Source organism: Microbacterium pollutisoli (assembly GCF_053586795.1).
Map to the genome: position 1 here is coordinate 294,118 of NZ_JBNYWT010000004.1, position 25,181 is coordinate 319,298.

The window sequence follows — 25,181 nt, forward strand, 5'->3', positions numbered from 1 at the left end:
CGCGCTGTAGACCCTGCTATGTCGAATCTAGCTTCGAATGTCGGAGGTCCCTGCCAGAATGTGAATATGAACATTCTGGCGGACGTGGGGCGGCGACTGGATCGCTTGTCATGCTTCGCCGAGCTCGGCGTCGACGCCGCGGAATTGCCGTCGGCGGTTCTCGGTCTGAGTGATCGATCGGTCGTGGAGATCGCCCGCGACCTTGCTGCGATCGCCGGTGATGTGGCCCGGCTGCAGGCGCTGGTGGCAGGGGTGGCGGCGCACCGCTCGCCGCGCAGAGCGGGCCAGGGCGGGTTGGCGGCGGGTGAGGGCCATGCCTCCCCGGCGTCGTTGATCCAGGACATCACCGGCGGGTCGAGGGGCGACGCGCTGCGACAGGTGCGCGTGGGCAAGGCGCTGCTGGAAGAGGCGATCGAGCAGGAGCAGCGGCGCGCCGGTGGCGGCGCCGATGCCGATCCGGGTGCCGGTGGCGGGGTGGATGCCGCCGGCGGCGCGGATGCCGAGGGCGCCGACGGTCCCGGATCGACGCCCGGTGGTCCGGGCAGCCGCGACGAGGCACCGCGACCGACATTCACGACGGTGCTGCGCGACGCGCATCTGGGCCGTCGCCTCACCGATCAGCAGCATGATGTGATCCGCCGCGGTCTGGGCGAGCCGTTCGACGACGCGGCGGACACCGCCGAGGTGTGGGCGGTCGCGGCCGCGGGCCTGATCGATGACGCCGCCTCGCTGACGCTGGAGGATCTGGCGGTGCACGCCCGGGCTGTGCGCGACGCGATCGATCCGGCCGGAGCCGAGGAGCGGTATGCGCGGCGGTTCGAGAATCGCTCGTTTCGCACATGGCTCGACCGCGACGGGCAGCGCCGCGGCAGCGTGGTCTTCGATGACGAAGACGGACTGTGGGCGCAGGCGATACTGGATGCCGGTTTGCGGCCCCGTCGGGGCGGGCCCCGGTTCATGACCGACGAAGAACGTGCGACCGGCACCCGGTTGCGCGACGACCCGCGGACGAACGACCAGCTCGCGTACGACCTGCTCATGTCCGTGATGCGGGCGGGGGCCGTCGCGGACGCGAAAGACGTGTTCGGCGTGCGGCAGCCCGGGGTGCGGATGGTCGTCGTGAAGGATCCCACCGGCGACGACGGGAGTGGTGTGTGCGCCGGCCCGCGGGACGCCTACGGGCGACTGCTCGCCACGGGATACTCCGAGGATCGTGGGCACCCGCTGGCCGGATCGGTCATCGACCGGAACCTGTGCATGCACGGCAGCACCGAGGTCACGGTGGACGTATGCGGGAACCCGTTGGACGCGGGCCGGGAACAGCGGCTCTTCCAGCCGAAGCAGCGCTTGGCGTTGGCGGCGCGAGACGGGGGCTGCATGTGGCCGGGCTGCGACATGCCTGCGTCGTACTGTGAGTCGCATCACATCGACCCGGTCGCACAGGGCGGCCGTACCGACATCGACCGGGGCATCCTGCTGTGCAAGTACCATCACCTGCTGCTCCACAACCGCGGCTGGCGCATCACGCGCGATGGGAAGGACGCGTTCCGGTTGCACCCGCCCTCCGACACCGGCGGGCCACCCACCACTCTGGTCGCCAAAGCGCCCTGGAAGTGGGCCTGGGATCCGCCGCCCGCACCGGCCAGACCCCACTGGCGCGCCGCCTGACGGGTCGGGTGGGGACAGGGCCGGCGGCATGGCGGTCGCCCACCTGACGCGGCCGGGCGAGCAAGCCGTCACGCCGCCTCACGCGGCCCGGCGGCGACGCGTCACGGTCGGTCGCACCCGGGACGTCCGATGGCCGCGCGGTTAGGCTGGCACGATGGCACTGTTCTCACGCCGATCGAAGACCCCCTCTGCCGCCCAGCCGAGCACGGGGGAGGCCGACGTACCGGTGGAAACCGAACCGGGTGCCGACGCCGGCGCTCCTGCCGGTGTGGACCCCGGCGCGTCCGCCGCTGACGGGACCACCGCGTCCACCGAACCCGCGATGCCCGCCGCTGACGGGACCACCGCGTCCGCCGCACCCGCCACGCCCGCCGCTGACGGGACCACCACGTCCGCCGCACCCGCGACGCCTCCCGGCTCCGAGGCACCCGATGAGCCGGTGCCGCACGTCAACATCTCCCTGTCCACCTACGGCAAAGCACCGACCCCGGCCCCGGCCGCGGCTCCGCTGCAGGCCCCTGCGGAGGCACCGGCCCCGACCGAGAAGGTGCCCGGCCTGCCCGACAACGTCGTGCTGCGCAGCGCCCTGGCCGCGCTTCCCGAGAAGCCGGAGAACCGCGACATCATCAACGCGATGCGGCAGACGATGCAGGGGAACCTCTACGTGCGGGTGCGCGGCGACGCGCGGGCGCTGCTGGCCGAGGGCAAACAGCTGAACCTCGCCGTCTCGGCGATCGAAGACCAGCGCTTCCTGCTCGCGTTCACCGGCGGTGAGGCCCTGCAGCGCAGCATCGCCTCCGACGGCGACACCCAGACCTCCGCGGTCGGGCAGCCGGCGCAGGTCATCCTGCGCACCGTCGTCGACGGCCCCTACGCGGGGCTCATCATCGACCACGCCACCCCCCAGGCACGCATCATCCTGCCTCGGCAGCTGATCGAGAAGGCGCTCGAGCAGGCCGACGACGGCTTCCCGGTCAAGAACCTGCTCGCCGCACCGCGCACCGACGCGACGGCGAACGACCTCGCCCAGGCGCTCACGCGCGCGAAGCTGTGGGTCGCCGCCGGCAAAGCCGAAGACTCCGACCGCGTGGGCCTGGCCGAAGTGCGCACGCAGGACGGCGAGCGGCTGCTGCAGGTGTTCTCGCACCCGCTCGAAGTCGTCGTCCAGGGCCGCGACGAGCGCCCCCTCCCACTCACCGCCGAACAGCTCGGCAAGGCGCTCGCCGCCGACTCGGAGATCACCGGCATCCTGATCGACCCGGCAGGGCCGTGGATCCGCCTGAACCGCGACGACCTGGCGCCCGTCCTCGCCCTCGCCCAGTGACGCGCGACCGGCACGCCCAGCACGCCGGCGCGCCCCCGCTCCCGCCCACGCCGGCGGCTCCCAGCCGGTGGGATTAGTTCCGGCCGGCACCCCTGTACTTCCTGCCAGAACCCGGTATTCTCGGAGCCAAGAAGCAGAGGTTCACCGAAGCTTCCACAGTTTACGGACCCGTACGACTGGCCGCCGGATGACCCGCGCCGCGACGGGTCCGTTCTGTGTGTGCCGTCGCCGACACCGGCTCCTGCCCGGCCCTTCTCGCCGCGCCTACGAAGCCGTAGGTTCGGAACATGGCTTCCGAGCGCATCACTCTGACCGTCGGCGACCACGAGGTCGGTCTGTCCAGCCCCAACCGCGTGCTGTGGCCGGAACCGGGCATCACCAAGCACGAGCTCGCCGAGTATGCGATCACGGTGGCCGAGCCGTTCCTGCGCGCCAACGGCCACCGGCCGGTGTCGCTCGAACGCTTCCCCGACGGCGTCGACGGAGAGAGCTTCTTCTCGAAGAACCCGCCCAAGGGTGCGCCGGCGTTCGTCGACCAGGTCATGTGCACCTACAACAGCGGGCGCCGGCATCCCCAGGTCGTCCTGACCGAGGCCGCCGCCGTGGTCTGGGCCATCCAGATGAACACCGTGGTCTTCCACCCCTGGGCGTCCCTGGCCACCGACACCGACAACCCCGTCGAGCTGCGCATCGACCTCGACCCGCAGCCGGGCACCGGGTTCGCCGACGCCGCCGCCGTCGCACCCGCCCTGCGCGAAGTGCTGCGCGAAGCGGGGCTGGAGTCGTGGCTCAAGACCAGTGGAAACCGCGGCATCCACGTGTTCTGCCCGATCGAGCCGACCCACGAGTTCCTCGATGTCCGCCACGCCGTGATCGCCGCCGGACGCGAACTCGAACGGCGCATGCCGGACAAGGTCACCATGAACTGGTGGAAGGAGGAGCGCGGCGAGCGCATCTTCATCGACTTCAACCAGGCCAACCGCGATCGCACGATGGCGGGCGCCTACAGCCCCCGTGCGCTGGCGGGCGCGACGGTGTCCACGCCCATCACCTGGGACGAGTTGGATGCCGGTGTCGACCCGGCCGCGTTCACGATCCGCTCCGTGCCCGAGCGACTCGCCGCCCTCGGCGACCCGTGGGCGGAGATGTCCCGCGCGCCCGGCCGCATCGACACGCTCCTCGAGTGGTGGCAGCGCGACCTCGACGACGGGCTCGGGGAACTGCCCTTCCCGCCGGAATTCCCCAAGATGCCGGGGGAGCCGCCCCGGGTGCAGCCCAGTCGCAAGAACGCCGACAACTGGGAGGAGACCGGATGACGCAGCCGAGCGTGCCCGCCCGCATCGCCGCCTGGGCGCTGGGCAACCGCCGGCTCATGCGCCTGCCGATCGGCCTGTACCGCGCCGGACTGGGCTGGGTGTTCGGGGAGCGGCTCGTCATGATCGAACACCTCGGCCGCGTCTCACAGGAGCCGCGCTACGTGGTCGTCGAGGTGGTCGAGCGGGGGCGCAACACCCTCCGCGTGGTCTCCGGTTTCGGCACCCGGGCGCAGTGGTACCGCAACCTGCGCGCCAACGGGGTGGCCTATCTGAGCACGGGGCGGGCACGGCGCGTCCCTGCGCACGTGCGCTTCCTCGACGACGCGGAGGCGGAGGCGACGCTGACCCGGTACGGCCGCCGGTACCCGAAGGCCTACCGGGAGCTCACCGCCGCGCTGGACCTCGCCGCCGGGGGCGAAGCGCACATCGCGATGGTGGAGTTCACACCGCCGGAGCCGGCGGCGGTGCCCGGACTCCCGGCCGGACCGGGCGACTGCCCGTGAGCGGGATCTTCGCGTTCCTGCAGGCGCAGCCCTCGATCACGCTGTTCCTGCTGGTCGGCCTGGGCGCGGCCCTGGGCCGCGTGCGGGTGCGCGGCATCTCGCTGGGGGCCGTGGGGGTGCTGTTCGCGGCGATCGCGCTCAACGCGTGGGCCGTCTCACAGGGCGTCACGCTCGAGATCCCGGCTGCGGTCGGCGACCTCGGCGTGATCGTGTTCGCCTTCTGCACCGGCGTCATCGCCGGTCCCGGGTTCTTCAACGCCCTGAAATCCGCCTACCCGACGATCCTCGTGGCGGTGGTGATCCTGCTGGCCGCCGCCGCGGCCGGGGTCGCGCTGGGCAGTGCGCTCGGAGTGACCAGCGACACGATCGCCGGCACGTTCGCCGGCGCGATGACCAACACCCCGGCTCTGGCCGCCACCGGCGGCAGTCCGGCCGCCACGGTCGGGTACGCGAGCGCGTACGTCTACGGCGTGGTCGGCGCGATGGTCGCGGTATGGCTCGCCCTGCGCCACAGCCCCTCCGACACCGACACCCCCGCGCCGATCATCGACAAGGCGGTCCGGGTCGACACCACCTCCCACCCCACCGTCGGCGACCTCGCCCGCCGGTACGGCGGGCGCATCACCGTCTCGCGGATGCACCGCGAGGACGAGGGCTCGATGCATGTGGCGGACGAGGACACCGAACTGACCGCCGGTGCCGTCGTCAACGTCGTCGGCCCCCGGGACGACGTCGACGCCGTGACCGAAGAACTCGGCCACACCTCGACCGTCGACGTCGTCGGTCAGCGCAGCACCCTGGACTACCGCCGCATCATCGTCTCGCGGGCCGCGCTGTCCGGCCGCACGATCGCGAGCCTGGGCCTGCGCGAGAAGTTCGGCGCGTCGATCGTGCGGATCCGGCGCGGCGACGTGGACCTCGTTGCCACCCCGGATGCGGTTGTGCAGCAGGGCGACCGGCTGCGGGTCGTCGGCCCGAAGGCGCGGATGCCGGAGGTGTCGGCCTACCTCGGCGACTCCGAGCGCGGCACGACCGACACCAATCCGGTGGCGCTCGGCCTTGGCGTCACGATCGGGCTGCTGGTGGGCGTCGTCCAGATCCCGCTGCCCGGCGGCGGAGCGTTCACCTTCGGGTTCGCCGCCGGCGCCCTGATCATCGGGCTCGTGCTGGGGCGCGTGCGCCGCATCGGCGCGGTGTCGGTGTCGCTGCCGATCACCGCGGCGACCGTCATCGCGGAGTTCGGCCTGCTGGTGTTCCTCGCGTTCGCCGGGATCAAAGCCGGCTCGCAGATCGTGGCCGCCATCACCTCGGGGGAGGTCGTGACCCTGCTCGGGCTGGGCGCGGTGATGACGACGATCGTGGTGGTGGCGACCTACCTCGTCCTGCGGCACGTGTTCGCGCTCGGCGGCACGCGCCTGTCCGGTGCGCTCGGCGGCGCGATGACCAACCCGGCGCTGCTGGCGTTCGCTCAGGAGCGGACCCACTTCGACCCGCGCGTCGCGTTGGGCTACAGCCTGATCTACCCGGCCGCGATGGTCGTCAAGATCGTCGCCGCGCAGATCATCATCCTGCTCTGAGGTCGCCCGCACGCCCGGGGCCGGCTCAGCGCAGGACGTCGGCGAGGTCGTAGGCCGACACCTGCTCGAGCTGCGAGAACGTGCACGACCGCGGCTCGCGGTCGGGATGCCACCGCTCGAACTGCACCGTGTGACGGAACCGCCGGCCCTCGAGCTGGTCGTACCGCACCTCGAGTACCCGCTCCGGTCGCAGCCGCACGTACGAGACGTCCTTGCCGCCGCTGAACCGCGACCGGTCGGTCTCGCCGGTGACCGCCTGCCCCGCGGCATCCACTTCGACCAGCTCGGCCAGCTCGTCGACCAGCTCGAGCCGGCGCGCGTTGCTCCATGCGGCGACACCGCCGACATTGTGCAGGTGACCGTCGTCGTCGTAGAGCCCCACCAGCAGTGAACCGACGCCCTGACCGCTCTTGTGGATCCGGTAACCCAGCGCCACGACATCCGCGGTACGGGAGTGCTTGATCTTGAACATCGTGCGCTTGCCCGGCGCATACGGCTGGTCGAGCGGCTTCGCGACGACGCCGTCCAGCCCGGCCCCCTCGAACTCGGCCAGCCAGCGTCGGGCCACCTCCGGGTCGTCGGTCGTGCGGGTCACATGGAGCGGGTGGCCGATGCCGGCGAGCAGGTCTTCGAGCTCTGCCCGGCGCTCGGAGAACGGCGCCGGCTGCAGGTCACGATCCCCGCGCGCCAGCAGATCGAACGCGATGAACATCGCCGGGGTGGTCTCGCTCAGCATGGACACTCGGGACGCGGCGGGGTGGATGCGCTGCGACAGGATCTCCCACTGCAGCCGCTGCGACCCGGGTTCGCCGTCGGCCACCACGATCTCCCCGTCGAGCAGGCACGGCTCCGGCAGCAGCCGGGCGCACGCGTCGACGAGCTCGGGGAAATAGCGCGTCAGCGGCTTCGCGCCCCGCGAGCCCAACTCGACGTTCTCACCGTCCCACGCCACCAGCGCCCGGAAGCCGTCCCACTTCGGCTCGAACAGGAGACCGCCCGGCGTCCGTGCCGGATCGGGGATCTCGGGCACCGACTTGGCGAGCATGGGCGCAGGGATGTCGTAGGGCACGCCCCCATCCTGCCCGCGCCCGGTGACCGGCGTAACCCCCGGTTCGGCGACGCGGGCCCCGCACACGGTGAGGGGCGGAGCCCGCAGTCCCCGCCCCGCGACGCCGGTGGCCCCCCGCGCAGGACGGCCAGTTCGGTGTCGCGACCGATCATCCGGGTGCTGCGCGCGGGCATGGACCCATCGTGGCAGGCCGCCGCCGCGAAGGCGACGACCCAGACCCCGTCAGTCGAGCTGTTCGGCGAGGCGGCGGGCGCGTTCGGCGGCGGGCATGCGGCGGGGGAAGGTCGCGACCACCACGTCGTCGGCGGCCGGGGCCTCGCCGTCGGGGTGCACGCCGAATCGGTGCAGCAGGGTGTCGTAGGCGTCGTTGAGCACCGACAGCGGCACCCGCTTGGGGCCCCGCAGCAGGCGGCGCAGCACGTGGTTGTGCACGGCGGTCACGTTCGCGGCGAATGCGACCGCGTCGATGGGGTCGAGCCCGGGCACGGCGCCGCGCAGGTACTCGTCGAACAGTCGCTCGTACCGGAACACCTCGACGATCTCGCGCTCGCGCAGCGCCGGCACCTGCCGCACGACGGTGTAGCGGCGGCGGGCGAGCTCGGGGTCGGCGGCGAAGTGCCGGTACACGCGCACGGATGCCGCGCACACGGCCGCCCACGGATTCGCATGCGTGCGGCTGAGGAAGTCGCGCAGCTCGGCGATGAGCAGGTCGTGGTCGGAGAAGACGACGTCGTCCTTGCCGCCGAACTGCCGGAAGAACGTGGAGCGTGACACCCCGGCCGCCTGCGCGATCTGCTCCACACTGGTCGCTTCGAAGCCCTGCGTGGCGAACAGGTCGAGCGCAGCGGCCACGACGGCGTTGCGTGCTGTGGGGTGGGCCGGGTCGCTCATCGTGCCTGAAATCTTAGTGTGCCCGCCTGGTGGGACCGGCCGGGCCGGTCCGTCGCGGCGGGCGTACTAAACTGGGAGATCGGTCGATCTCTCGACATCGAGATATTTTCGGCACCGATCACCCACAGTCGCCCAGCGAAGGATTGCACGTGGATCTCTACGAGTACCAGGCACGAGACCTGTTCGAGAAATACGAGGTGCCGGTGCTCGCCGGCATCATCGCCGACACCCCCGAGGAGGCGAAGGCGGCGGCCGAGAAGATCGGCGGCGTCGTGGTCGTCAAGGCCCAGGTGAAGACCGGCGGCCGCGGCAAGGCCGGCGGCGTCAAGGTCGCCAAGACCCCCGACGAGGCCTACGAAGCGGCCCAGGCCATCCTGGGCCTGGACATCAAGGGGCACGTCGTCAAGCGCGTCATGGTCGCCGCGGGCGCCGACATCGCCGAGGAGTTCTACTTCTCGGTGCTGCTGGACCGTGCGAACCGTTCGTACCTGTCGCTGTGCTCGGTCGAGGGCGGCATGGAGATCGAGGAGCTCGCCGTCGAGCGCCCCGAGGCGCTGGCCCGGGTCGAGGTCGACCCGCTGGTGGGCATCAACAAGACCAAGGCGATCGAGATCGCCAAGGCCGCGAACTTCCCCGACGAGCTCGTCTCGAAGGTCGCCGACGTGTTCGTCAAGCTCTACAACGTGTACAAGGGCGAGGACGCCACGCTCGTCGAGGTGAACCCGCTCGTGCGCACCGCCTCGGGTGACATCATCGCCCTGGACGGCAAGGTCACCCTCGACGACAACGGCTCCGAGGTGCGCCACCCCGACCACGAGGCGCTCGAGGACAAGGATGCCGCCGACCCGCTCGAGGCCAAGGCCAAGAAGGCCGGCCTCAACTACGTCAAGCTCGACGGCCAGGTGGGCATCATCGGCAACGGCGCGGGCCTGGTCATGTCGACCCTCGACGTCACCGCCTACGCCGGCGAGAACCACGGCGGCGTGAAGCCGGCGAACTTCCTCGACATCGGCGGCGGCGCCAACGCGCAGGTCATGGCGTCGGGTCTGGACGTCATCCTCGGGGACCCGCAGGTCAAGAGCGTGTTCGTCAACGTGTTCGGCGGCATCACCAGCTGCGTCGCGGTGGCCGAGGGCATCGTGAAGGCGCTCGAGATCCTGGGCGACGCGGCCACCAAGCCGCTGGTCGTGCGCCTGGACGGCAACCAGGTCGACGAGGGCCGGGCGATCCTGGCCGAGGCCAACCACCCGCTGGTCACTCTGGCCGCCGGCATGGACGAGGGCGCCGACAAGGCTGCCGAGCTCGCGAACGCCTGAGACGAAGAGACGGAAACAAGGACAAGAGATGTCGATCTACCTCAACAAGGATTCCAAGGTCATCGTCCAGGGCATCACCGGTGGTGAGGGCACCAAGCACACCGCGCTGATGCTGAAGGCGGGCACCAACATCGTCGGCGGCGTCAACGCGCGCAAGGCCGGCACCACCGTCACCCACGAGAAGCCGCACGAGGGCGAGGTCGAACTGCCCGTGTTCGGCAGCGTCGCCGAGGCCATCGAGAAGACCGGCGCCGACGTGTCGGTGGCCTTCGTGCCGCCGAAGTTCGCCAAGGACGCGATGATCGAGGCCATCGACGCCGAGATCCCGCTGCTGGTCGTCATCACCGAGGGCATCCCGGTGGGCGACAGCGCCGAGGCGTGGGCGTACGCGAAGAGCAAGGGCAACAAGACCCGCATCATCGGCCCGAACTGCCCCGGCATCATCACCCCCGGTGAGGCGCTCGCCGGCATCACTCCGGCCAACATCACGGGCCCCGGCCCGATCGGCCTCGTGTCGAAGTCCGGCACGCTGACCTACCAGATGATGTTCGAGCTGCGCGAGATCGGCTTCTCGACCGCCATCGGCATCGGCGGCGACCCGATCATCGGCACCACGCACATCGACGCCCTCGCCGCGTTCGAGGCCGACCCCGACACGAAGGCGATCGTCATGATCGGCGAGATCGGCGGCGACGCCGAGGAGCGCGCGGCCGAGTACATCAAGGCGCACGTCACCAAGCCGGTCGTCGGCTACGTGGCCGGTTTCACCGCGCCCGAAGGCAAGACCATGGGCCACGCCGGTGCCATCGTCTCGGGCTCGGCGGGCACCGCCGCCGCCAAGAAGGAGGCCCTGGAGGCCGCCGGCGTCAAGGTCGGCAAGACGCCGTCCGAGACCGCCGCCCTGATGCGCGAGATCATCGCCGGACTGTAAGACCGGCACGAGGAGGGGGTGGATGCCACGGCATCCACCCCCTTTCGCGTGCCGGGGCCGCGGGCGGCGCCGCGGCCCTACCCTGGAGGTATGCCGCTCACCGGAACCTACCTCCCCTCCACGTCCGAATGGGCCCGCACGCAGGCCGAGAAGTACGAGGCCTCCGGAGGCACGGAGGCGAACCTGCTGCGCGGCGTGCCGATCATCGTGCTCACCACCGTCGGCGCCGTCTCCGGCGGGCTGCGCAAGACCGCGCTCATGCGGGTCGAACACGAGGGGTGCTACGCGGTGGTCGCCTCCAAGGGCGGCGCCCCGGACGAGCCCAAGTGGGCCGAGAACATCCGTCGTCACCCGCACGTCGAACTGCGGGACGGGGCCGTCAAGCGCGATTACCGGGCGCGTGAGCTCAGCGGTGCCGACCGCGCCGAGTGGTGGCAGCGGGCGACCGCCGTGTGGCCCGACTACGACGACTACCAGGGCAAGACCGACCGGCTCATCGCCGTCTTCGTGCTCGAGCCGTTCGACGGCTGAGCGGCGGATCGGCAGCGCTCCTCACCCGGGCCGTCGGTCGAGCAGATCGTCGACCGCCTGTGCGTACGCCGGCGTGCGGTAGTACTCGCTGTGGGTGCCCACCTCGACCATGTAGCCCGACAGGTCGAGCTCTTCGGCGACGCGGTCGACGTCGTTGCGGAAGCCTCGGGGCGGGTCGGCCCGCGCCGTGCTCACCGCCGGGAACCCCAGATAGTCCGTCGGGCGCCACAGGCTCAGCCACGCGACCCCGCCCGGGACGAGGTTCCCGGCGAGCCGGCCCACCGCGTGCGACGCCGGATCGGCTGCGGTGGTGCCGCCCTGGGCGAGGTAGTCGGCCTGCCACGGGTCGGTGTCCCGCACCCGCGGGGCCAGGGCCGGTTCCGTGCCGAGCGCGGCGGGACCGAGCAGTTCGGGCAGCATGCGCCCGAAGTAGGCGCGCAGCTGCACCCCGAAGGTGAGCAGCGAGATGCGCGCCAGCACGGGCCGGGTCGCCGGGGCGCCCGCCAGCAGGCCGAGGGCCGACACCGCGAGCACCCCGCCCATGCTGTGCGCCGCCAGCACCGCCCGCCGCTCCGGCGCCGCGTCGAGCCAGGCCACCAGGCGCCCCGCGATCTCCGGCAGGGCGCGCTCGGCGTACGACGGGGGACCGAACGGGTGACCGGTGCGCGGCAGGTAGCAGACGATGTCCCAGACCAGCCCGAGCGGCCGGTTGCGCGTGGTCGCGGCACCGATGGCGAGCACCGCGACCGCTCCCGCGCCGGTCCAGGCCAGCACCGGCAGGGACACCGCCAGGAAGGTGCGCACGGTGCCGTCGGGCACGACCGGCAGCGTCGACCACAGCGACGTCCCGCGCAGGTACGCGGCCCAGGACCAGACGATGCCGGCCAGCAGTGCGACGCCCAGGCAGCCCGTGACGACGCCGACCAGCGGCTCGACGAGGTGCGCACGGGCGGCGTTCGCGCGCGCCGTCGCGATCCGGGCGAACAGCGTCGTGGGGGAGGGGGGCAGCACGCCGCCGGGCGGGACGTCGATGGCACCCGGGCCGCCGGGTGCCCCCCACTCCTGGGCCCGCTCGGTGACGTCGCGGCGCGCGGCCGCCGCCGCGAGCACCCCGGCCAGGCCGACGATCAGCCCCACCAGCGCCGTCGCCCCCAGCGCGACCCAGCAGCTCGACACCACGAGTGCGGCCGACGGCCCCGTCGCCTCGGCGTCGCGCACCAGCGCCGCCGCACCCGGGGTGCCGTTGATCAGGTTGCCGGTGGTCACGACCACGATCGAGCTCAATGCCGTGGCCAGCGCCAGCGCCATCGTCAGGAAGACGGCCGGCCCGCACCCGTGCCAGGCCGCGTGGCGGCGCCCGGCGACCGGGCGCCAGGCGACGCCGCTGACGGCGACCAGCGCGGCGGCGCTCACGATGACCAGCGGCGTCGCGCCGGCGCCGTACAGCCGGGTCGGGCCGGAGGCGGCCGCCGGGGCGGTATCGGCGAACACGAGGGCCACCAGCACGATGAGGAACAGGGCCAGAGCGCCGTACAGCACACCCCGGGAAGCGGCGTCGCCGGGCCGGCCGTCACCCGGCTCGGCGGCCAGCGCCGTGGTCGGCGCCACGACCGTGAGCACGCCGGCGCCCAGCAGCCCGGCCGCCGCCAGCACGGCGGGCACCGCGAACACCCAGAACGATACCGACGAGGTCGCGGCGCCGACGCACGTGCCGTCGATGCCCAGACCGGTGCACGTGGTGTGCCAGGCCATCGCGGCGTGCGCGGCGGTCAGCAGGGTGGTCAGCAGCATCCCGGCGGCGAAGTGCAGCCGTGCGAGCGTCGAGCTGCGACGATGGGCCCAGAACCCCGGGTGGGCCAGCAGCGCCGTCGGCGCCGCGGCGTCCCGGCGGGCCTCGGGCATCTCGGCGGCGCTGTCGCCCGCCATGCCCGGCAGCACCTCGTACCGCAGCCGGGAGACCACCGACAGCAGCCACAGGGCACCCACCGCGGCCGCCGGGGCGAGGGCGAACAGCGCCAGGCGCTGGCCCGGTGTCCACCGCGCCAAGGGGGCGGCCAGATCGGCGACGGGCCCGCACAGCCGGGGAGCGGCGGCGCACTGCAGCGCGCCGATGTCCAGCGCCACAGCGACGGCGGTGCAGGTGAACAGCAGGGTCAGCAGCAGCCCGAACAGGCGCGTCGCGGCGGCGAACCGGCGCACCCCGCTTTCGTCGGCGCGCGCCGACGGCAGCCGCCACGACCATTGCGCGGCGTTGGCGATGCTGAACGGCAGGATCATCGCGTAGAAGACACGCGCCACGGCGCTGGCGGCCACGCCCGCCGGCCCCGCGCTGCCGAGGTCCGGCGTGGTGCGCACCATGCCGCCCCACGAGTACGCCTCGCGCACGATGCCCGGCGGCACATAACCGCGCTGCCCCTGCGTCAGCGCCGAGAGTGCCGTGGCGGTGGGGCGCCAGAAGCTGCCCAGCTTGTCGCCGGCCACGAGCTCCACATCCTGCGGGCGCAGATCCAGCAGGGCGGGGGCGGTCGTGTTGTTCACGCCGTGCACCCGCAGCTCGAGCACGGCGGCGGCCGGCGGCGTCGCCGCGGCGACGGGGCCCGTCTGCTCGGCCTGCATGGCCGTCATGCTAGCCGGGCGCAGCCGGCGCCGGCAGGCCCGCGGGAAAGAAGAAGGGGTGGATGCCGCGGCATCCACCCCTTGATCCGACGCGGCGTCAGCTGCCCACGAGCAGCTCGATGGGGCCGCGGGCGAAGTAGATCACGAAGCCAGCGGCCACGATCCACAGCAGCGGGCTGACCGTCTTGGCCTTGCCCGACAGGGCGTGCACGACGACCCAGCTGATGAAACCGGCGCCGATGCCGTTGGCGATCGAGTAGGTCAGCGGCATGACGCTGACGGTGAGGAACACCGGCAGCAGCACGCGGAAGTCCGTCAGGTCGATGCTCTTGACCTGCGCCATCATCATCGCGCCGACGACCACGAGAGCCGCCCCGGCCACCTCGGTCGGAACGATCGAGGTCAGCGGCGTGAAGAACATCGCCAGCAAGAACAGCACGCCCGTCACGACGTTGGCCAGGCCCGTACGCGCCCCCTCGCCGATGCCCGCACCGGACTCGACGAACACCGTGGCCGACGACGACGAGGTCGCGCCACCGGCGAGCGCGCCGACACCCTCGACGACCAGCGCCGACTTGATGCGCGGGAAGTCGCCCTTCTGGTCGGCCAGCCCCGCCTCCTTGGCCAGACCCGTCATGGTGCCCATCGCGTCGAAGAAGTTCGAGAACACGAGCGTGAACACGAGCATGACGAGCGTGACGATGCTGACCCGACCCAGGTCGAAGCCGAAGTCGACGGCGCCGATCAGACTGAGATCGGGGACGCTGACCGGCGAGCCGTTCAGGGCCGGCACCGTCAGACCCCAGCCACCGGGGTTGTCGACCGCCGAGCCCAGCGACCAGATCGCCTCCGCGATCACCGACAGCACCGTGCCCACGACCAGGCCGATGAGCATCGCACCCTTCACCCGCAGCGCGATGAGCACGCCGGTCAGCAGCAGCGTGATGAGGAACATGAGCGTGGGCACCGTGGTGACCGAGCCGCCCTGGCCGAGCCCGACCGGGGGCGAGTTCGCGCCGGTCGAGGTGACGAAGCCCGAGTTGACGAACCCGATGAAGGCGATGAAGAAGCCGATCGCGACGGTGATGGCGATCTTCAGCTGCACCGGCACCGCGTCGAAGATCATCTTGCGCAGCCCGGTGGCCGCCAGAAGCACGATGATCGCGCCGTTGATCATCACCAGCGCCATGGCCTCGGCCCAGGTGACCTCCCCGACGACGCTGAACGCCACGAACGCGTTGATGCCCAGTCCTGCGGCGAACGCGAACGGCAGGCGCGTGACCAGGCCGAACAGGATCGTCATGACGCCCGCGGTCAGTGCGGTGGCCGCACCGACGGCGCCGAAGGACAGCGTGGTGCCTTCGACATCGGCGGAGCCGGTCAGGATGATCGGGTTCAGCACGACGATGTACGCCATCGTGACGAACGTGACGACGCCGCCGCGGACCTCCGCGCCGAGCGTGGAGCCGCGGCGGGTGATCTCGAAGAAACGGTCGAGCTTGCTGGTGGGGGTGGTCGAGTCGGGCTTCGGGTCGGCCGACGTGGTTGTGGTCATGAATCCTCCTGGAAGAAACGTAGCGGACCGGTGCCGGGCGCGCCCGCCGGGACGGGCCGGCTGCGGTGGGTAGGGTCGATCTCGCATGAACCGCCTTCTCGTCACCCTGCTGGCCGCCCTCGACGCCGCGATCGCCGTCGCCGTCGGTCTCGTCGTGGTCGCCGCACCCGCCACCCTGCTGTGGGCCTTCGGCTTCGGCGGCACGGCCGACTGGAGCGCGCTGTGGCCGGCGGTGGTGCGGGTGTGGCAGTTCGGGCACTTCGTCCCGGTCGAGATCACCCTGAGCGAGCAGTACCTGACCGCGACCGGCATCCCTGCCGACGGGGCCCGGTTCGCGCTCTCCCTGGCGCCCACGGCCCTGGCCGCGTTCACCGCGATCTTCGCTGCGCGCTCCGGCGCCCGCGCCGCGAAGGCGGGCGCGTGGCCGTTGGGCGTGGCCGGCGGCGCCGTCGTCGTGGTGGCGGCGGCGTCCGCGTTCGCCCTCACCGCGCACCTCGACGTCGCCGCCGTCGACACGGTGGTCGCCGTCGCCGGCCCCGCCCTCGTCTATGTCGTCCCCGCGCTGGGCGGCGCCCTCGTGGGCGCGTGGCGGCACGGCGACGACGGGTGGGTGGATGCCGCGCGTGCGGCCCTCGCCCGGCACTCCGACTGGGTGCACGTCCCCGCCGCTGCCGCGCGGGGCGCGGCCGCCGCTCTCGTCGGTGTCGTCGGCTTCGCGGCGGTGTGCCTGGCCGGGGTCCTGCTCGCCCGCGGGGGCGCGATCGTCGGGCTGTACCAATCCGCGCACCTCGACCTGCTCGGCGTCGTCGTCTTCTCCCTGGCACAGCTGGCCTTCCTCCCGACGCTCGTGGTGTGGGCCGCCGCGTACGTCGCCGGACCCGGCTTCGCCCTCGGCGCCGGCACCACCGTCTCACCGGCGGGCACGAGCCTCGGCGTCGTGCCCGGCATCCCCGTGCTCGGCGCCGTGCCCGAGGGCGCCTCGACTTGGTTGCTGCTGCTGGCCCTCGGCGTGATCGGCGCCGGCGCCCTCGCCGGCGGGATCGCCCGCGCGCGGCTGGCAGGCGGATCGGCCGGCGACGAGCCGATGGCGCCGCGCCTGGCGGTGCTCGGTCTGCTGGTGGCCACGAGCGCGGCCGCGGCCGCGCTGCTGGCGGCGCTCGCCTCCGGCAGCATCGGGCCGGGCCGGATGGCGACGGTGGGTCCGGCGGCCGGCCCGTTCGCCCTGGCCGTCGCCGTGGAGATCGGCATCGGCGCCGGCATCCTGCTGCTCGCGCCCCGGCTCGAGCCGGCACCGGAGGACCGGGCCCCCGCACGGCACCGCACGCCGGCGGTGGCACCCTGGCACGATCACGCCACCGGTCTCGCAGCCGAACCGGCGAGGGCCGCGGAGGACACCGCACCGGTCACGCCGTGGCCGGAGGCCGATCCGGACGCGACCGGGCCGATCGAGCTGTGGCCGGAGGCTGATCCGGACGCGACCGCCCCGGTCACGCCGCTCGAAGCCGACGCCCCCGCCGAGCCGGGCGGCGCCACCGTGCCGCCGCCCGCGGGCACCGCCGCCGACGAGGCCGCGCCCGACACCGCCGAGACCATGCCGCTCGACGAGTTCCTGCCGCCGCGTCACGACACCGAGGGTGGCACGCGGCCGCCGTTAGACTAGCCGGGTGCTCACGGTCGCCGTCCTCATCTCCGGAGCCGGCTCGAACCTCCGGGCGCTCCTCGAAGCCGCCGCCGACCCCGATTTCCCGGCGCGCGTGGTCGTCGTCGGCGCCGACCGCCAGGCCGACGGCTTCGACCACGCCGAGCAGTTCGGCATCCCCACCGTCATGGTGCCGTTCCGCCAGTTCGAGACGCGGGAGCAGTGGGGCCGGGAGCTGCGGGCGCAGATCGACGTGTGGCAGCCCGACCTCGTGGTGCTCAGCGGGCTCATGCGCCTGCTGCCGGCCGAGCTGGTCGACGCGTGGGCCCCGCGCCTGATCAACACGCACCCCGCCTACCTGCCCGAGTTCCCCGGTGCGCACGGGGTGCGCGACGCGCTCGCCGCCGGCGTCACCCAGACCGGGGCGAGCGTCATCGTCGTCGACAGCGGGGTCGACTCCGGTCCGGTGCTCGCGCAGGAGCGCGTCCCCGTGCTGCCCGACGACACCGAGCACAGCCTGCACGAGCGCATCAAGCCCGTCGAACGTCGACTGCTGATCGACGTCGTCCGCCGCATCGCCACCGGTGAGCTCGACCTCGCCGCCTACGCCACCTGACCCGACCCCCGACACCTCTGGAGCTCCCATGGCCGGTCCCACCATCGATCCCGCCCGCTACCGTCCCCGCGACGTGGTCCCCGTGCGCCGGGCCCTGGTCTCGGTCAGCGACAAGACCGACCTGCTCGTGCTCGCCGCCGCGCTCGCCGAGGCCGGGGTGGAGATCGTGTCGACCGGATCGACGGCCCAGACCATCCGCGACGCCGGTCACGAGGTCACCGACGTCTCCTCCGTCACCGGCTTCCCCGAGTCGCTCGGCGGCCGGGTGAAGACCCTGCACCCGTCGGTGCACGCCGGTCTGCTCGCCGACCTGCGCCTCGAAGAGCACGAGCAGCAGCTGGCCGCCCTCGACATCCAGCCGTTCGAACTGGTCGTGGTGAACCTCTACCCGTTCGTCGAGACCGTGGCATCCGGAGCCAGCGCCGACGCCGTCGTCGAGCAGATCGACATCGGGGGACCGGCCATGGTGCGCGCCTCGGCGAAGAACTTCGCGAACGTCGCCGTCGTGGTCTCGCCCGAGTCGTACCCGGCCATCATCGAGTCCCTCGGCCAGGGCGGCACCACCCTCGCCCAGCGCAAGGAGCTCGCCGCCCGCGCGTTCACCCACACCGCCACCTACGACCGCGCCGTGGCGACCTGGTTCGCCGACGAGACCATCGTCGAAGAGGGCGACCTGCCCCAGCACCTCACGATCAAGGCCGAGCGCCTCGCGACGCTGCGCTACGGCGAGAACTCGCACCAGCGAGCGGCCATCTACACCCGCGTCGGCGGCCACGGCATCGCCCAGGCGACCCAGCTGCAAGGCAAGGAGATGTCGTACAACAACTACGTCGACGCGGATGCCGCGTTACGTGCCGCGTTCGACATGGTCAAGCCCGCGGTGGCCATCATCAAGCACGCCAACCCGTGCGGCATCGCCGTGACCGCCCCCAATGCTCTCGACCCCATCGCCTCGGCGCACCTGCGCGCCCACGAGTGCGACCCGGTGTCGGCGTTCGGCGGCGTCATCGCGGCCAACCGCACCGTGACCCTGAAGATGGCCGAGAACCTGCGCGACATCTTCACCGAGGTCATCGTGGCTCCCGACTTCGAGCCGGAAGCGCTCGAGGTGTTCCGCCTGAAGAAGAACCTGCGCATCCTGCAGCTGCCCGCCGACTGGAAGCAGGAGACGATGGACGTGCGCCTCGTCTCCGGCGGCCTGCTGCTGCAGGACGCCGACCGGTTCCCCGACGACATCGAGTCGGTCGCGCACGACTGGGAGCTGGTCGCCGGCGAGCGCCCCGCCCCCGAGGAGCTGGAGGGCATGATCTTCGCGTGGAAGGCCTGCCGCGCCGTGAAGTCCAATGCGATCGTGCTGGCCCAGGGCTCGGCGACCGTCGGCGTGGGCATGGGACAGGTCAACCGCGTCGACTCGTGCCGCCTGGCCGTCGAGCGTGCCGGCAGCCGCGCCGCCGGATCGGTCGCGGCCTCGGACGCCTTCTTCCCGTTCGCCGACGGGCCGCAGGTGCTCATCGACGCCGGCATCAAGACGATTATCCAGCCGGGCGGATCGGTGCGCGACGAGGAGGTCATCGACGCGGCCCGCGCCGCGAACGTGACGATGTTCTTCACCGGCGAGCGGCACTTCTTCCACTGATCGGGAGGCACCGGTGAGCGAGAGCGAAGCGCGGCGCGCCCAGCCCGGCGGGGTGTCGATCTGGGAGATCGACGAGGCCGAGCGTCCCGTCGAGGGGTTGGACCCCTACGGTCGCCCGCGCCCGGAATACGCCGCATCGCTCGGCCTGATCCCGGCCCCGTTCGGACGGCGGGTGCTCGCGACCGTGTATGAGGCGCTGGTGGTGTGCGTCCTTCAGCTGCCCCTGCTGCTGGTGACGCTGCCGGCGCTGCTCGACACGGTCACCGGCGGCGACCCGGCGGCGGTGCTGCAGCGCGGCGACCTGGTGTGGGTGGTCCTGGCCGGAGCGTTCTCCTACGCCCTGACGACCGCATTCCTCCTCGTGCAGCTCATCCTGCTCGGCCGCCGCGGCGTCACCCTCGGCAAAGCGTTCACCGGCATCCGGGTCGTCAACGTGCGCACCCTCGAGCGGCCGAAGTTCTGGCGCGGCGCCGTCGTGCGCTACCTGGTCATGTGGGCGAGCTTCCTCGTCGTGCTGATCGGCCCGCTGCTGGTCATCGCGCTGTCGCCGCTGTTCGATTCCGAGAAGCGGGGCCGGGGCTGGCCCGACCGCGCCGCGCAGACCTGGTTCGTCGACGCGCGTCGCGGCCTGAACCCCTACGACGCCAAGCGCATGCGCATCGCCCGTAAGGCGGTGAGCACCGACCTGGTCGACCAGCGCAACGTGCTCCCGTCCCTGGCCACCCCCCGCAGCGGGCGCGGCCCCGAGGTGTACATCCCGGTCACGCGCAGCAGCTCCGGCGTGCTCGGCGCCGCCCGCAGCGAACGCACCGACGCGCCCGGCGAACCGCCCGCGATCCCCACCGTCGTCGCGCCCTCGGTGGCCGAGCTCGCCGCCGCCCCGGCCGCCGCTCAGCCACCGGCCGCACCGGCCGCCGCCCCGACGCCGGCCGCCCCGCCACCGGTCGTCGGGCCACCGGCATCCACCCCCGCCCCCGCCGCCTGGCAGCCGCCCCAGCTGCTGCCCCGCGATCCGGAACCGGCGGCGCCGTCGTCGACCCGCAGCGTCTCGCTCGTGCTCGACACCGGGGAGACCCTCGACATCCCCGACGGCGGTGCCCTGATCGGGCGCGCCCCCACTGCCGGCCCCGCCGACGCGGGCCTGGACCTCGTGTCGGTCGTCGACGCGTCCATGTCGGTGTCGAAGACCCACCTGGCCGTGCTCGTGGGCGACGAGGTCGTGGTCGTCGTCGACCGCGGATCGACCAACGGCAGCGCCGTGATCCGTGGCGGTGGCGAACAGCCGCTCGCCCCGGGAGAGAAGGTTCCCGTGACCGCCGGCGATACCATCCGATTCGGGGACCGGCTCGCCCAGGTCCGCATCTCCCGCCGCTGACCGCAGAATGAGGACACCTGCATGAGACTCAAACTGACGCTTCAGCGCAGCAACGCGCAGCGCACCGACATCGTGATCACCTCCGACACGACCGCGACCGTCCACGACGTCGCCCGGCGCATCGTCGACGCCGACCCGCAGCGCGAGATGGTCGCCGCTCCCGACGACGTGCTGACCCTGTCGGTGGCCCCGCCCACCGGGTCGGATTTCGCGATGCTCGACCCGAACCTGCTGATCAGCGACGCACCGGTCGGCTCCGGGTTCCTCGCATCCGTCATCAACCTCGGCGCCGACTATCAGCCCGCCCGCGCCGCCGGGGCGCCCGCTACCGCCGTGCTCGTCGCCGTCGCCGGCCCCGTGGCCGGGCGCGAGTTCCCGCTGCCGCGCGGCCACTTCACCGTCGGCCGCGCCCCCGACAACGACGTGGTGCTCGACGACCCGCTCATCTCGAAGCGGCACGCGCGCATCGAGGTGGGCGCGGCGGTCGAGATCGTCGACCTCAACTCGGCCAACGGCATCGTCATCGACGGCGGCCTCGTGCCGCGCCTGCGCGTGATCCCCGGGCAGCGGTTCGTGCTCGGCGACACCGAACTGGTCGTGCGCATGGTCGAGGACTTCGCCCCGCAGCACGAGCCCGACCCGGTGCTCGAGCGCGGCGGCAGCCTGCTGTTCAACCGCAGCCCCCGCGTCGAGCCCCGCTATGCGGGGGAGGAGCTGCCCGAACCGAGGATGCCGAAGGAGCTGGCCACCCGGCTGTTCCCCTGGCCGATGCTGGTGGCGCCGATCCTCCTCGGCCTGACCATCTACTTCATCAGCGGCAACGTGCGATCCCTGGTCATCATCTTCATGACCCCGCTCATGCTGCTGGGCAACTTCGTCTCGCAGCGCACCCAGGTGGGCCAGCGGACGAAGAAGGAGGCCGAGGTCTTCGAGCGCACCTTCGAGCAGCTCGAGGAGGACCTTTACCGCGAGCGGCCGCGTGAACGCGAAGTGCGCAACGCCGAGGTGCCGCCGGTGGCCGTCGTGTTCGACGAGGCGATGCGGCTCGGGCCCATGCTCTGGACCCGCCGGCCCGAGCACTGGAACTTCCTCGCGGTGCGCCTGGGCAGCTGCGAGGCCCCCTCGCGCACCACCGTCAAACGCAGCGAGAACCCCGATGCGCTGCAGGAGTACGTCGACCGGGTGGAGCGCCTGCGCGAGCGCTACCGCATGATCGACGGCGTGCCGGTGCTCGAATCGCTGCAGAGCGTCGGGGTGGTCGGTGTGGCCGGACCCAAGCGCGAGGCCGCCGACGCGCTGCGGGGCCTGGCGGTGCAGCTGTTCGGGCTGCACTCGCCCAACGAGCTGGTCGCGGTCGCCCTCACCGAGCCGGAATGGGCCCAAGAGCTCGAGTGGCTCAAGTGGCTGCCGCACACCTCGAGCGAACGCAGCCCCTTCCGCGACATGCCGCTGTCGGACTCGGCATCCACCGGTGCCGCGCTGCTGTCGGGCCTCGAGGAGCTCGTGATGCGGCGTTCGAAGGCCTCCGCGAGCCCGCGCCTGCCCTACGACGCGGACTGGGATCCGATGCACTACGGCACCGATGTGCGCCGCGCCGCCGAGGAGGCGACCTTCCCCGGTCAGGCCGCAGTCGTGGTCATCGTCACCGGCGACGCCCCCGTCGACCGCGCCCGGCTGACCCAGGTGCTCGAACGGGGCGCCGACGTCGGCGTGTACGGCCTGTTCGTCGCGCCCGTCGTCGATGCGCTGCCGGCGGTGTGCCGCAGCTTCGTCGACGTCACGAACGGGCTGGAGCACGCCCAGGTGGGCACCGTGCTCAGTGGCGTCGAATACCCCGACGCGGAAGTCGAAGGCGTCTCCAACGAGCTGATGACGATGCTGGCCAAGCGCCTGGCGCCGGTCGCCGACTCGAGCACGGTCATCGAGGACTCCTCCGACATCCCCAACTCGGTCATGTTCCTCTCGCTGGTCGGCTCCGAGATGGCCGAGGATCCGAGCTTCGCGATCGACCGGTGGCAGGAGAACAACACGATCATCGACCGCTCGGGCGCCACGCTGCCGCGGCTGAAGAAGGCCGGCAACCTGCGCGCCATCGTCGGCCAGGGCGCGTCGGACGCCATGACTCTCGACCTGCGTCTGCAGGGCCCGCACGCGCTCGTGGGCGGCACCACCGGTGCCGGCAAGTCCGAGTTCCTGCAGGCCTGGGTGCTGGGCATGGCCGCCGCGCACAGCCCCGACCGGGTCACATTCCTGTTCGTCGACTACAAGGGCGGGTCGGCCTTCGCCGACTGCGTCGAACTGCCGCACTGCGTGGGCCTGGTCACCGACCTGAGCCCGCACCTGGTGCGCCGCGCGCTCACCAGCCTGCGCGCCGAGCTGCACCACCGCGAGCACCTGTTCAACCGCAAGAAGGCGAAGGACCTGCTCGAGCTGGAGAAGCGTCGCGACCCCGACACGCCACCCGCCCTCGTGCTGGTGATCGATGAGTTCGCGGCGCTGGCCGGCGAGGTGCCCGAGTTCGTCGACGGCGTCGTCGACATCGCCCAGCGCGGCCGCTCGCTCGGCATCCACCTGATCATGGCCACGCAGCGTCCGGCGGGCGTGATCAAGGACAACCTGCGCGCCAACACCAACCTGCGGGTCGCGCTGCGCATGGCCGACGAATCCGACTCGAAGGACGTCGTCGACGATCCGGTCGCCGCCAGCTTCGACCCCTCGATCCCCGGGCGCGGCATCGCCAAGACCGGTCCCGGTCGTCTCGTGCCGTTCCAGTCCGCGTACGCGGGCGGGTGGAGCACCGACGAGAAGCCGGTCGCCGACGTGAGCGTGGCCGAACTGCGGTTCGGGTCGATCCAGAAGTGGGAGCTCGACGACGCCGGGGACGACGCCGCGCACGACGCCGACCCCGGTCCCAACGACCAGAAGCGCATCGTGGCGACCCTCATCGCCGCCGCCGCGCAGGCGAAGATCCCCGCCCCGCGCCGGCCGTGGCTCGACGACCTCGAGCAGACCGTCGACATCCGGCGCCTGCCCGCGGGACGCTCCGGCGCCATCCTGCTCGGCAAGCGTGACGTGCCCGAGCGACAGCTGCAGGAGGCCGTGTACTTCCATCCCGACCGCGACGGCTCGATGCTCGTGTACGGCACGAGCGGGTCGGGTAAGTCCACGGTGTTGCGCACCATCGCCATCTGCGCCGCGATCGGCCGCCGGCCGGAGAACGTCGCCGTCTACGGCCTGGACTTCGGCTCCGGGTCGCTCAAGAGCCTCGAGACGCTGCCGCACGTCGGCTCGATCATCCCCGGTGACGACGCCGAGCGCGTGCAGCGCATCATGCGGTCGCTCGCCGCCGTGCTCGACGACCGCGGCAAGCGCTTCAGCGCCGCCAACGCGTCGAGCATCGCCGAATACCGCGAGCTCACCGGCCGCGACGAGCCGCGCATCATCCTGTTGCTGGACGGCCTGCCGCAGTTCCGCGCCGAGTGGGAGGCCACCACCGCCCGCATGCCCTTCTACCAGGCGTTCATGCGGATCCTCGGCGAGGGCCGCCCGCTGGGCGTGCACGTGGTCGCGACGGCCGATCGGTCGGGCTCGGTGCCCACCGCGGTCAGCTCGAACGTGTCGCGCCGGGTCGTGCTGCGCCTGTCGGACGAGAACGCCTACGCGCTGCTGAACGCGCCCAAGGACGTGCTCGACGAGCGATCGGCCCCGGGTCGCGCGATCGTCGACGGCTTCGAGACGCAGATCGCCGTGCTCGGGGGCACGCCCAACGTGGCCGAGCAGACCAAGCTCATGGAGCAGCTGGCCGCCGAGCTGCGCGCCGGCGGTGCCCGCGAGGTCGACGAGATCGGTTCGCTGCCCACCCGGCTCGCCCTGCGCGACCTGCCCGACCGCATCGGCGACTTCCCGGTGCTCGGCATCGCCGAAGACACCCTCGCCGCCCGCGACTTCGACCCGGTCGGCACCTTCGTGGTGGCCGGCCCGCCGCTGTCGGGAAAGACCAACGCGATGAAGGCCATCGTCACGGCGATGACCCGATTCGACCCGGGGGTGCGACTGTTCCACTTCGGCGGACGCCGCTCACAGCTGCGCGACTTCGCGCCGTGGATGCGCAGCGCGACGACCCCCGAAGACGCGAAGGAGCTGGCGACCGAGCTGGCAGAACTCGTCGCCGACGAGTCGATCGACACGCGACTGATGATCGTGGTCGAGGACGTGCCGCAGTTCGCCGACTCGCCGGCCGAGCGACCCCTGAAGGCGCTGTTCCAGGCCGTCAACCGCAGCGACCACTTCCTCATCGGCGACGCCGACGTCAACCAGGTCACGAGCGGCTTCGGCCTCATCGGCGACTTCAAGGCGGGCCGCAAGGGCATCATCATCCGCCCTGATGCGTTCGACGGTGACTCCGTGTTCAAGGTGCCGTTCCCCAAGGTCAAGCGGTCCGACTTCCCCGAGGGTCGCGGCATCTTCGTGCAGGCCGGTCGCGCCGTGACCGTGCAGCTGCCGTTGGTGGATGCCGCGACACTGCCCGTCGGCGAGCCGTCGCCGGCCGGCTGATCGGGGATGGGGAGTGCTCCCCATCGACGGGGTCGTGTGGGGGTTGTTAGGTTTTCGGTGTCGG

General features: G+C 72.1%; 17 protein-coding genes. 13 read left to right on the plus strand and 4 right to left on the minus strand.

Going from position 1 to position 25,181, the window contains the following annotated elements; genetic code table 11:
* Window positions 1-66: 66 nt before the first annotated feature.
* From ACQ143_RS11075 to ACQ143_RS11095, 5 genes are all read left to right on the plus strand, one after another.
* On the plus strand, window positions 67-1,668 hold the full coding sequence (locus tag ACQ143_RS11075) for an HNH endonuclease signature motif containing protein (RefSeq protein ID WP_449570743.1): 1,602 nt from the start codon (window positions 67-69) through the stop codon (window positions 1,666-1,668).
* Window positions 1,669-1,822: 154 nt separating this feature from the next.
* Window positions 1,823-2,992 carry an SseB family protein gene (locus ACQ143_RS11080; RefSeq protein WP_449570744.1) on the plus strand — a complete coding sequence of 390 codons (1,170 nt, stop codon included), beginning with the start codon at window positions 1,823-1,825 and terminating at the stop codon, window positions 2,990-2,992.
* Between the two features lie 287 nt (window positions 2,993-3,279).
* Entirely contained in the window at window positions 3,280-4,308 is a 1,029-nt protein-coding gene (gene ligD / locus ACQ143_RS11085) for a non-homologous end-joining DNA ligase (protein WP_449570745.1), read from the plus strand.
* Complete coding sequence (locus tag ACQ143_RS11090; RefSeq protein ID WP_449570746.1) at window positions 4,305-4,811, plus strand: nitroreductase family deazaflavin-dependent oxidoreductase; 507 nt, start codon at window positions 4,305-4,307, stop codon at window positions 4,809-4,811. The genes ligD and ACQ143_RS11090 overlap by 4 nt, the downstream gene beginning before the upstream one ends.
* Window positions 4,808-6,388: an aspartate:alanine exchanger family transporter gene (locus ACQ143_RS11095; RefSeq protein WP_449570747.1), complete on the plus strand. Its 1,581-nt coding sequence runs from the start codon at window positions 4,808-4,810 to the stop codon at window positions 6,386-6,388. Before ACQ143_RS11090 ends, ACQ143_RS11095 begins: the two co-directional genes overlap by 4 nt.
* Before the next feature lie 25 nt (window positions 6,389-6,413).
* Here the strand turns inward: ACQ143_RS11095 and ACQ143_RS11100 are convergent, their stop codons facing one another.
* Both ACQ143_RS11100 and ACQ143_RS11105 read right to left on the minus strand, forming a co-directional pair.
* Window positions 6,414-7,457, minus strand: coding sequence for an ATP-dependent DNA ligase (locus ACQ143_RS11100; protein ID WP_449570748.1), 1,044 nt, complete (start codon window positions 7,455-7,457; stop codon window positions 6,414-6,416).
* A gap of 222 nt (window positions 7,458-7,679) precedes the next feature.
* Window positions 7,680-8,348 (minus strand): TetR/AcrR family transcriptional regulator, encoded by a 669-nt coding sequence (locus ACQ143_RS11105; protein WP_449570749.1) that lies wholly within the window; start codon window positions 8,346-8,348, stop codon window positions 7,680-7,682.
* A 149-nt stretch (window positions 8,349-8,497) separates the two neighbouring features.
* Here ACQ143_RS11105 and sucC point away from each other — a divergent pair, with 149 nt between their 5' ends.
* The 3 genes from sucC (at window position 8,498) to ACQ143_RS11120 (ending at window position 11,126) form a co-directional block, all read left to right on the plus strand.
* On the plus strand, window positions 8,498-9,664 hold the full coding sequence (sucC, locus tag ACQ143_RS11110; RefSeq protein WP_449570750.1) for an ADP-forming succinate--CoA ligase subunit beta: 1,167 nt from the start codon (window positions 8,498-8,500) through the stop codon (window positions 9,662-9,664).
* Window positions 9,665-9,692: 28 nt separating this feature from the next.
* Window positions 9,693-10,595, plus strand: a complete 903-nt coding sequence (gene sucD, locus ACQ143_RS11115) for a succinate--CoA ligase subunit alpha (RefSeq protein ID WP_449570751.1) — start codon at window positions 9,693-9,695, stop codon at window positions 10,593-10,595.
* A gap of 90 nt (window positions 10,596-10,685) precedes the next feature.
* Window positions 10,686-11,126 carry a nitroreductase family deazaflavin-dependent oxidoreductase gene (locus tag ACQ143_RS11120; RefSeq protein WP_449570752.1) on the plus strand — a complete coding sequence of 147 codons (441 nt, stop codon included), beginning with the start codon at window positions 10,686-10,688 and terminating at the stop codon, window positions 11,124-11,126.
* Window positions 11,127-11,147: 21 nt separating this feature from the next.
* On the opposite strand, the gene ACQ143_RS11125 is transcribed toward ACQ143_RS11120, so the two are convergent.
* Together ACQ143_RS11125 and ACQ143_RS11130 are read right to left on the minus strand one after the other, a co-directional pair.
* Window positions 11,148-13,742, minus strand: coding sequence for a hypothetical protein (locus tag ACQ143_RS11125; protein WP_449570753.1), 2,595 nt, complete (start codon window positions 13,740-13,742; stop codon window positions 11,148-11,150).
* A gap of 97 nt (window positions 13,743-13,839) precedes the next feature.
* A complete protein-coding gene (locus ACQ143_RS11130; protein ID WP_449570754.1) occupies window positions 13,840-15,297 on the minus strand; it encodes an NCS2 family permease in 1,458 nt (485 codons plus the stop codon).
* A gap of 85 nt (window positions 15,298-15,382) precedes the next feature.
* Between ACQ143_RS11130 and ACQ143_RS11135 the strand changes: the two genes are divergently transcribed.
* From ACQ143_RS11135 to ACQ143_RS11155, 5 genes are read left to right on the plus strand one after another with little or no spacing between them, the layout of a single operon-like run.
* Window positions 15,383-16,957, plus strand: a complete 1,575-nt coding sequence (locus ACQ143_RS11135) for a cell division protein PerM (RefSeq protein WP_449570755.1) — start codon at window positions 15,383-15,385, stop codon at window positions 16,955-16,957.
* Between the two features lie 4 nt (window positions 16,958-16,961).
* Complete coding sequence (gene purN / locus ACQ143_RS11140) at window positions 16,962-17,552, plus strand: phosphoribosylglycinamide formyltransferase (protein ID WP_449570756.1); 591 nt, start codon at window positions 16,962-16,964, stop codon at window positions 17,550-17,552.
* A gap of 28 nt (window positions 17,553-17,580) precedes the next feature.
* Window positions 17,581-19,188 (plus strand): bifunctional phosphoribosylaminoimidazolecarboxamide formyltransferase/IMP cyclohydrolase, encoded by a 1,608-nt coding sequence (gene purH / locus ACQ143_RS11145; RefSeq protein ID WP_449570757.1) that lies wholly within the window; start codon window positions 17,581-17,583, stop codon window positions 19,186-19,188.
* 13 nt (window positions 19,189-19,201) lie between these two features.
* Window positions 19,202-20,563 (plus strand): RDD family protein, encoded by a 1,362-nt coding sequence (locus ACQ143_RS11150; RefSeq protein WP_449570758.1) that lies wholly within the window; start codon window positions 19,202-19,204, stop codon window positions 20,561-20,563.
* Between the two features lie 21 nt (window positions 20,564-20,584).
* Window positions 20,585-25,117, plus strand: a complete 4,533-nt coding sequence (locus tag ACQ143_RS11155; protein ID WP_449570759.1) for an FtsK/SpoIIIE domain-containing protein — start codon at window positions 20,585-20,587, stop codon at window positions 25,115-25,117.
* Window positions 25,118-25,181 lie beyond the last annotated feature (64 nt).

What these genes read in the sequence shown, in the direction of transcription:
- ACQ143_RS11075 (WP_449570743.1), top strand. Translation starts at nt 67, where the DNA reads ATGAACATTCTGGCGGACGTGGGGCGGCGACTGGATCGCTTGTCATGC.
- ACQ143_RS11080 (WP_449570744.1), top strand. Translation starts at nt 1,823, where the DNA reads ATGGCACTGTTCTCACGCCGATCGAAGACCCCCTCTGCCGCCCAGCCG.
- ligD (WP_449570745.1), top strand. Translation starts at nt 3,280, where the DNA reads ATGGCTTCCGAGCGCATCACTCTGACCGTCGGCGACCACGAGGTCGGT.
- ACQ143_RS11090 (WP_449570746.1), top strand. Translation starts at nt 4,305, where the DNA reads ATGACGCAGCCGAGCGTGCCCGCCCGCATCGCCGCCTGGGCGCTGGGC.
- ACQ143_RS11105 (WP_449570749.1), bottom strand. Translation starts at nt 8,348, where the DNA reads ATGAGCGACCCGGCCCACCCCACAGCACGCAACGCCGTCGTGGCCGCT.
- sucD (WP_449570751.1), top strand. Translation starts at nt 9,693, where the DNA reads ATGTCGATCTACCTCAACAAGGATTCCAAGGTCATCGTCCAGGGCATC.
- ACQ143_RS11120 (WP_449570752.1), top strand. Translation starts at nt 10,686, where the DNA reads ATGCCGCTCACCGGAACCTACCTCCCCTCCACGTCCGAATGGGCCCGC.
- ACQ143_RS11125 (WP_449570753.1), bottom strand. Translation starts at nt 13,742, where the DNA reads ATGCAGGCCGAGCAGACGGGCCCCGTCGCCGCGGCGACGCCGCCGGCC.
- ACQ143_RS11130 (WP_449570754.1), bottom strand. Translation starts at nt 15,297, where the DNA reads ATGACCACAACCACGTCGGCCGACCCGAAGCCCGACTCGACCACCCCC.
- ACQ143_RS11135 (WP_449570755.1), top strand. Translation starts at nt 15,383, where the DNA reads ATGAACCGCCTTCTCGTCACCCTGCTGGCCGCCCTCGACGCCGCGATC.
- purH (WP_449570757.1), top strand. Translation starts at nt 17,581, where the DNA reads ATGGCCGGTCCCACCATCGATCCCGCCCGCTACCGTCCCCGCGACGTG.
- ACQ143_RS11155 (WP_449570759.1), top strand. Translation starts at nt 20,585, where the DNA reads ATGAGACTCAAACTGACGCTTCAGCGCAGCAACGCGCAGCGCACCGAC.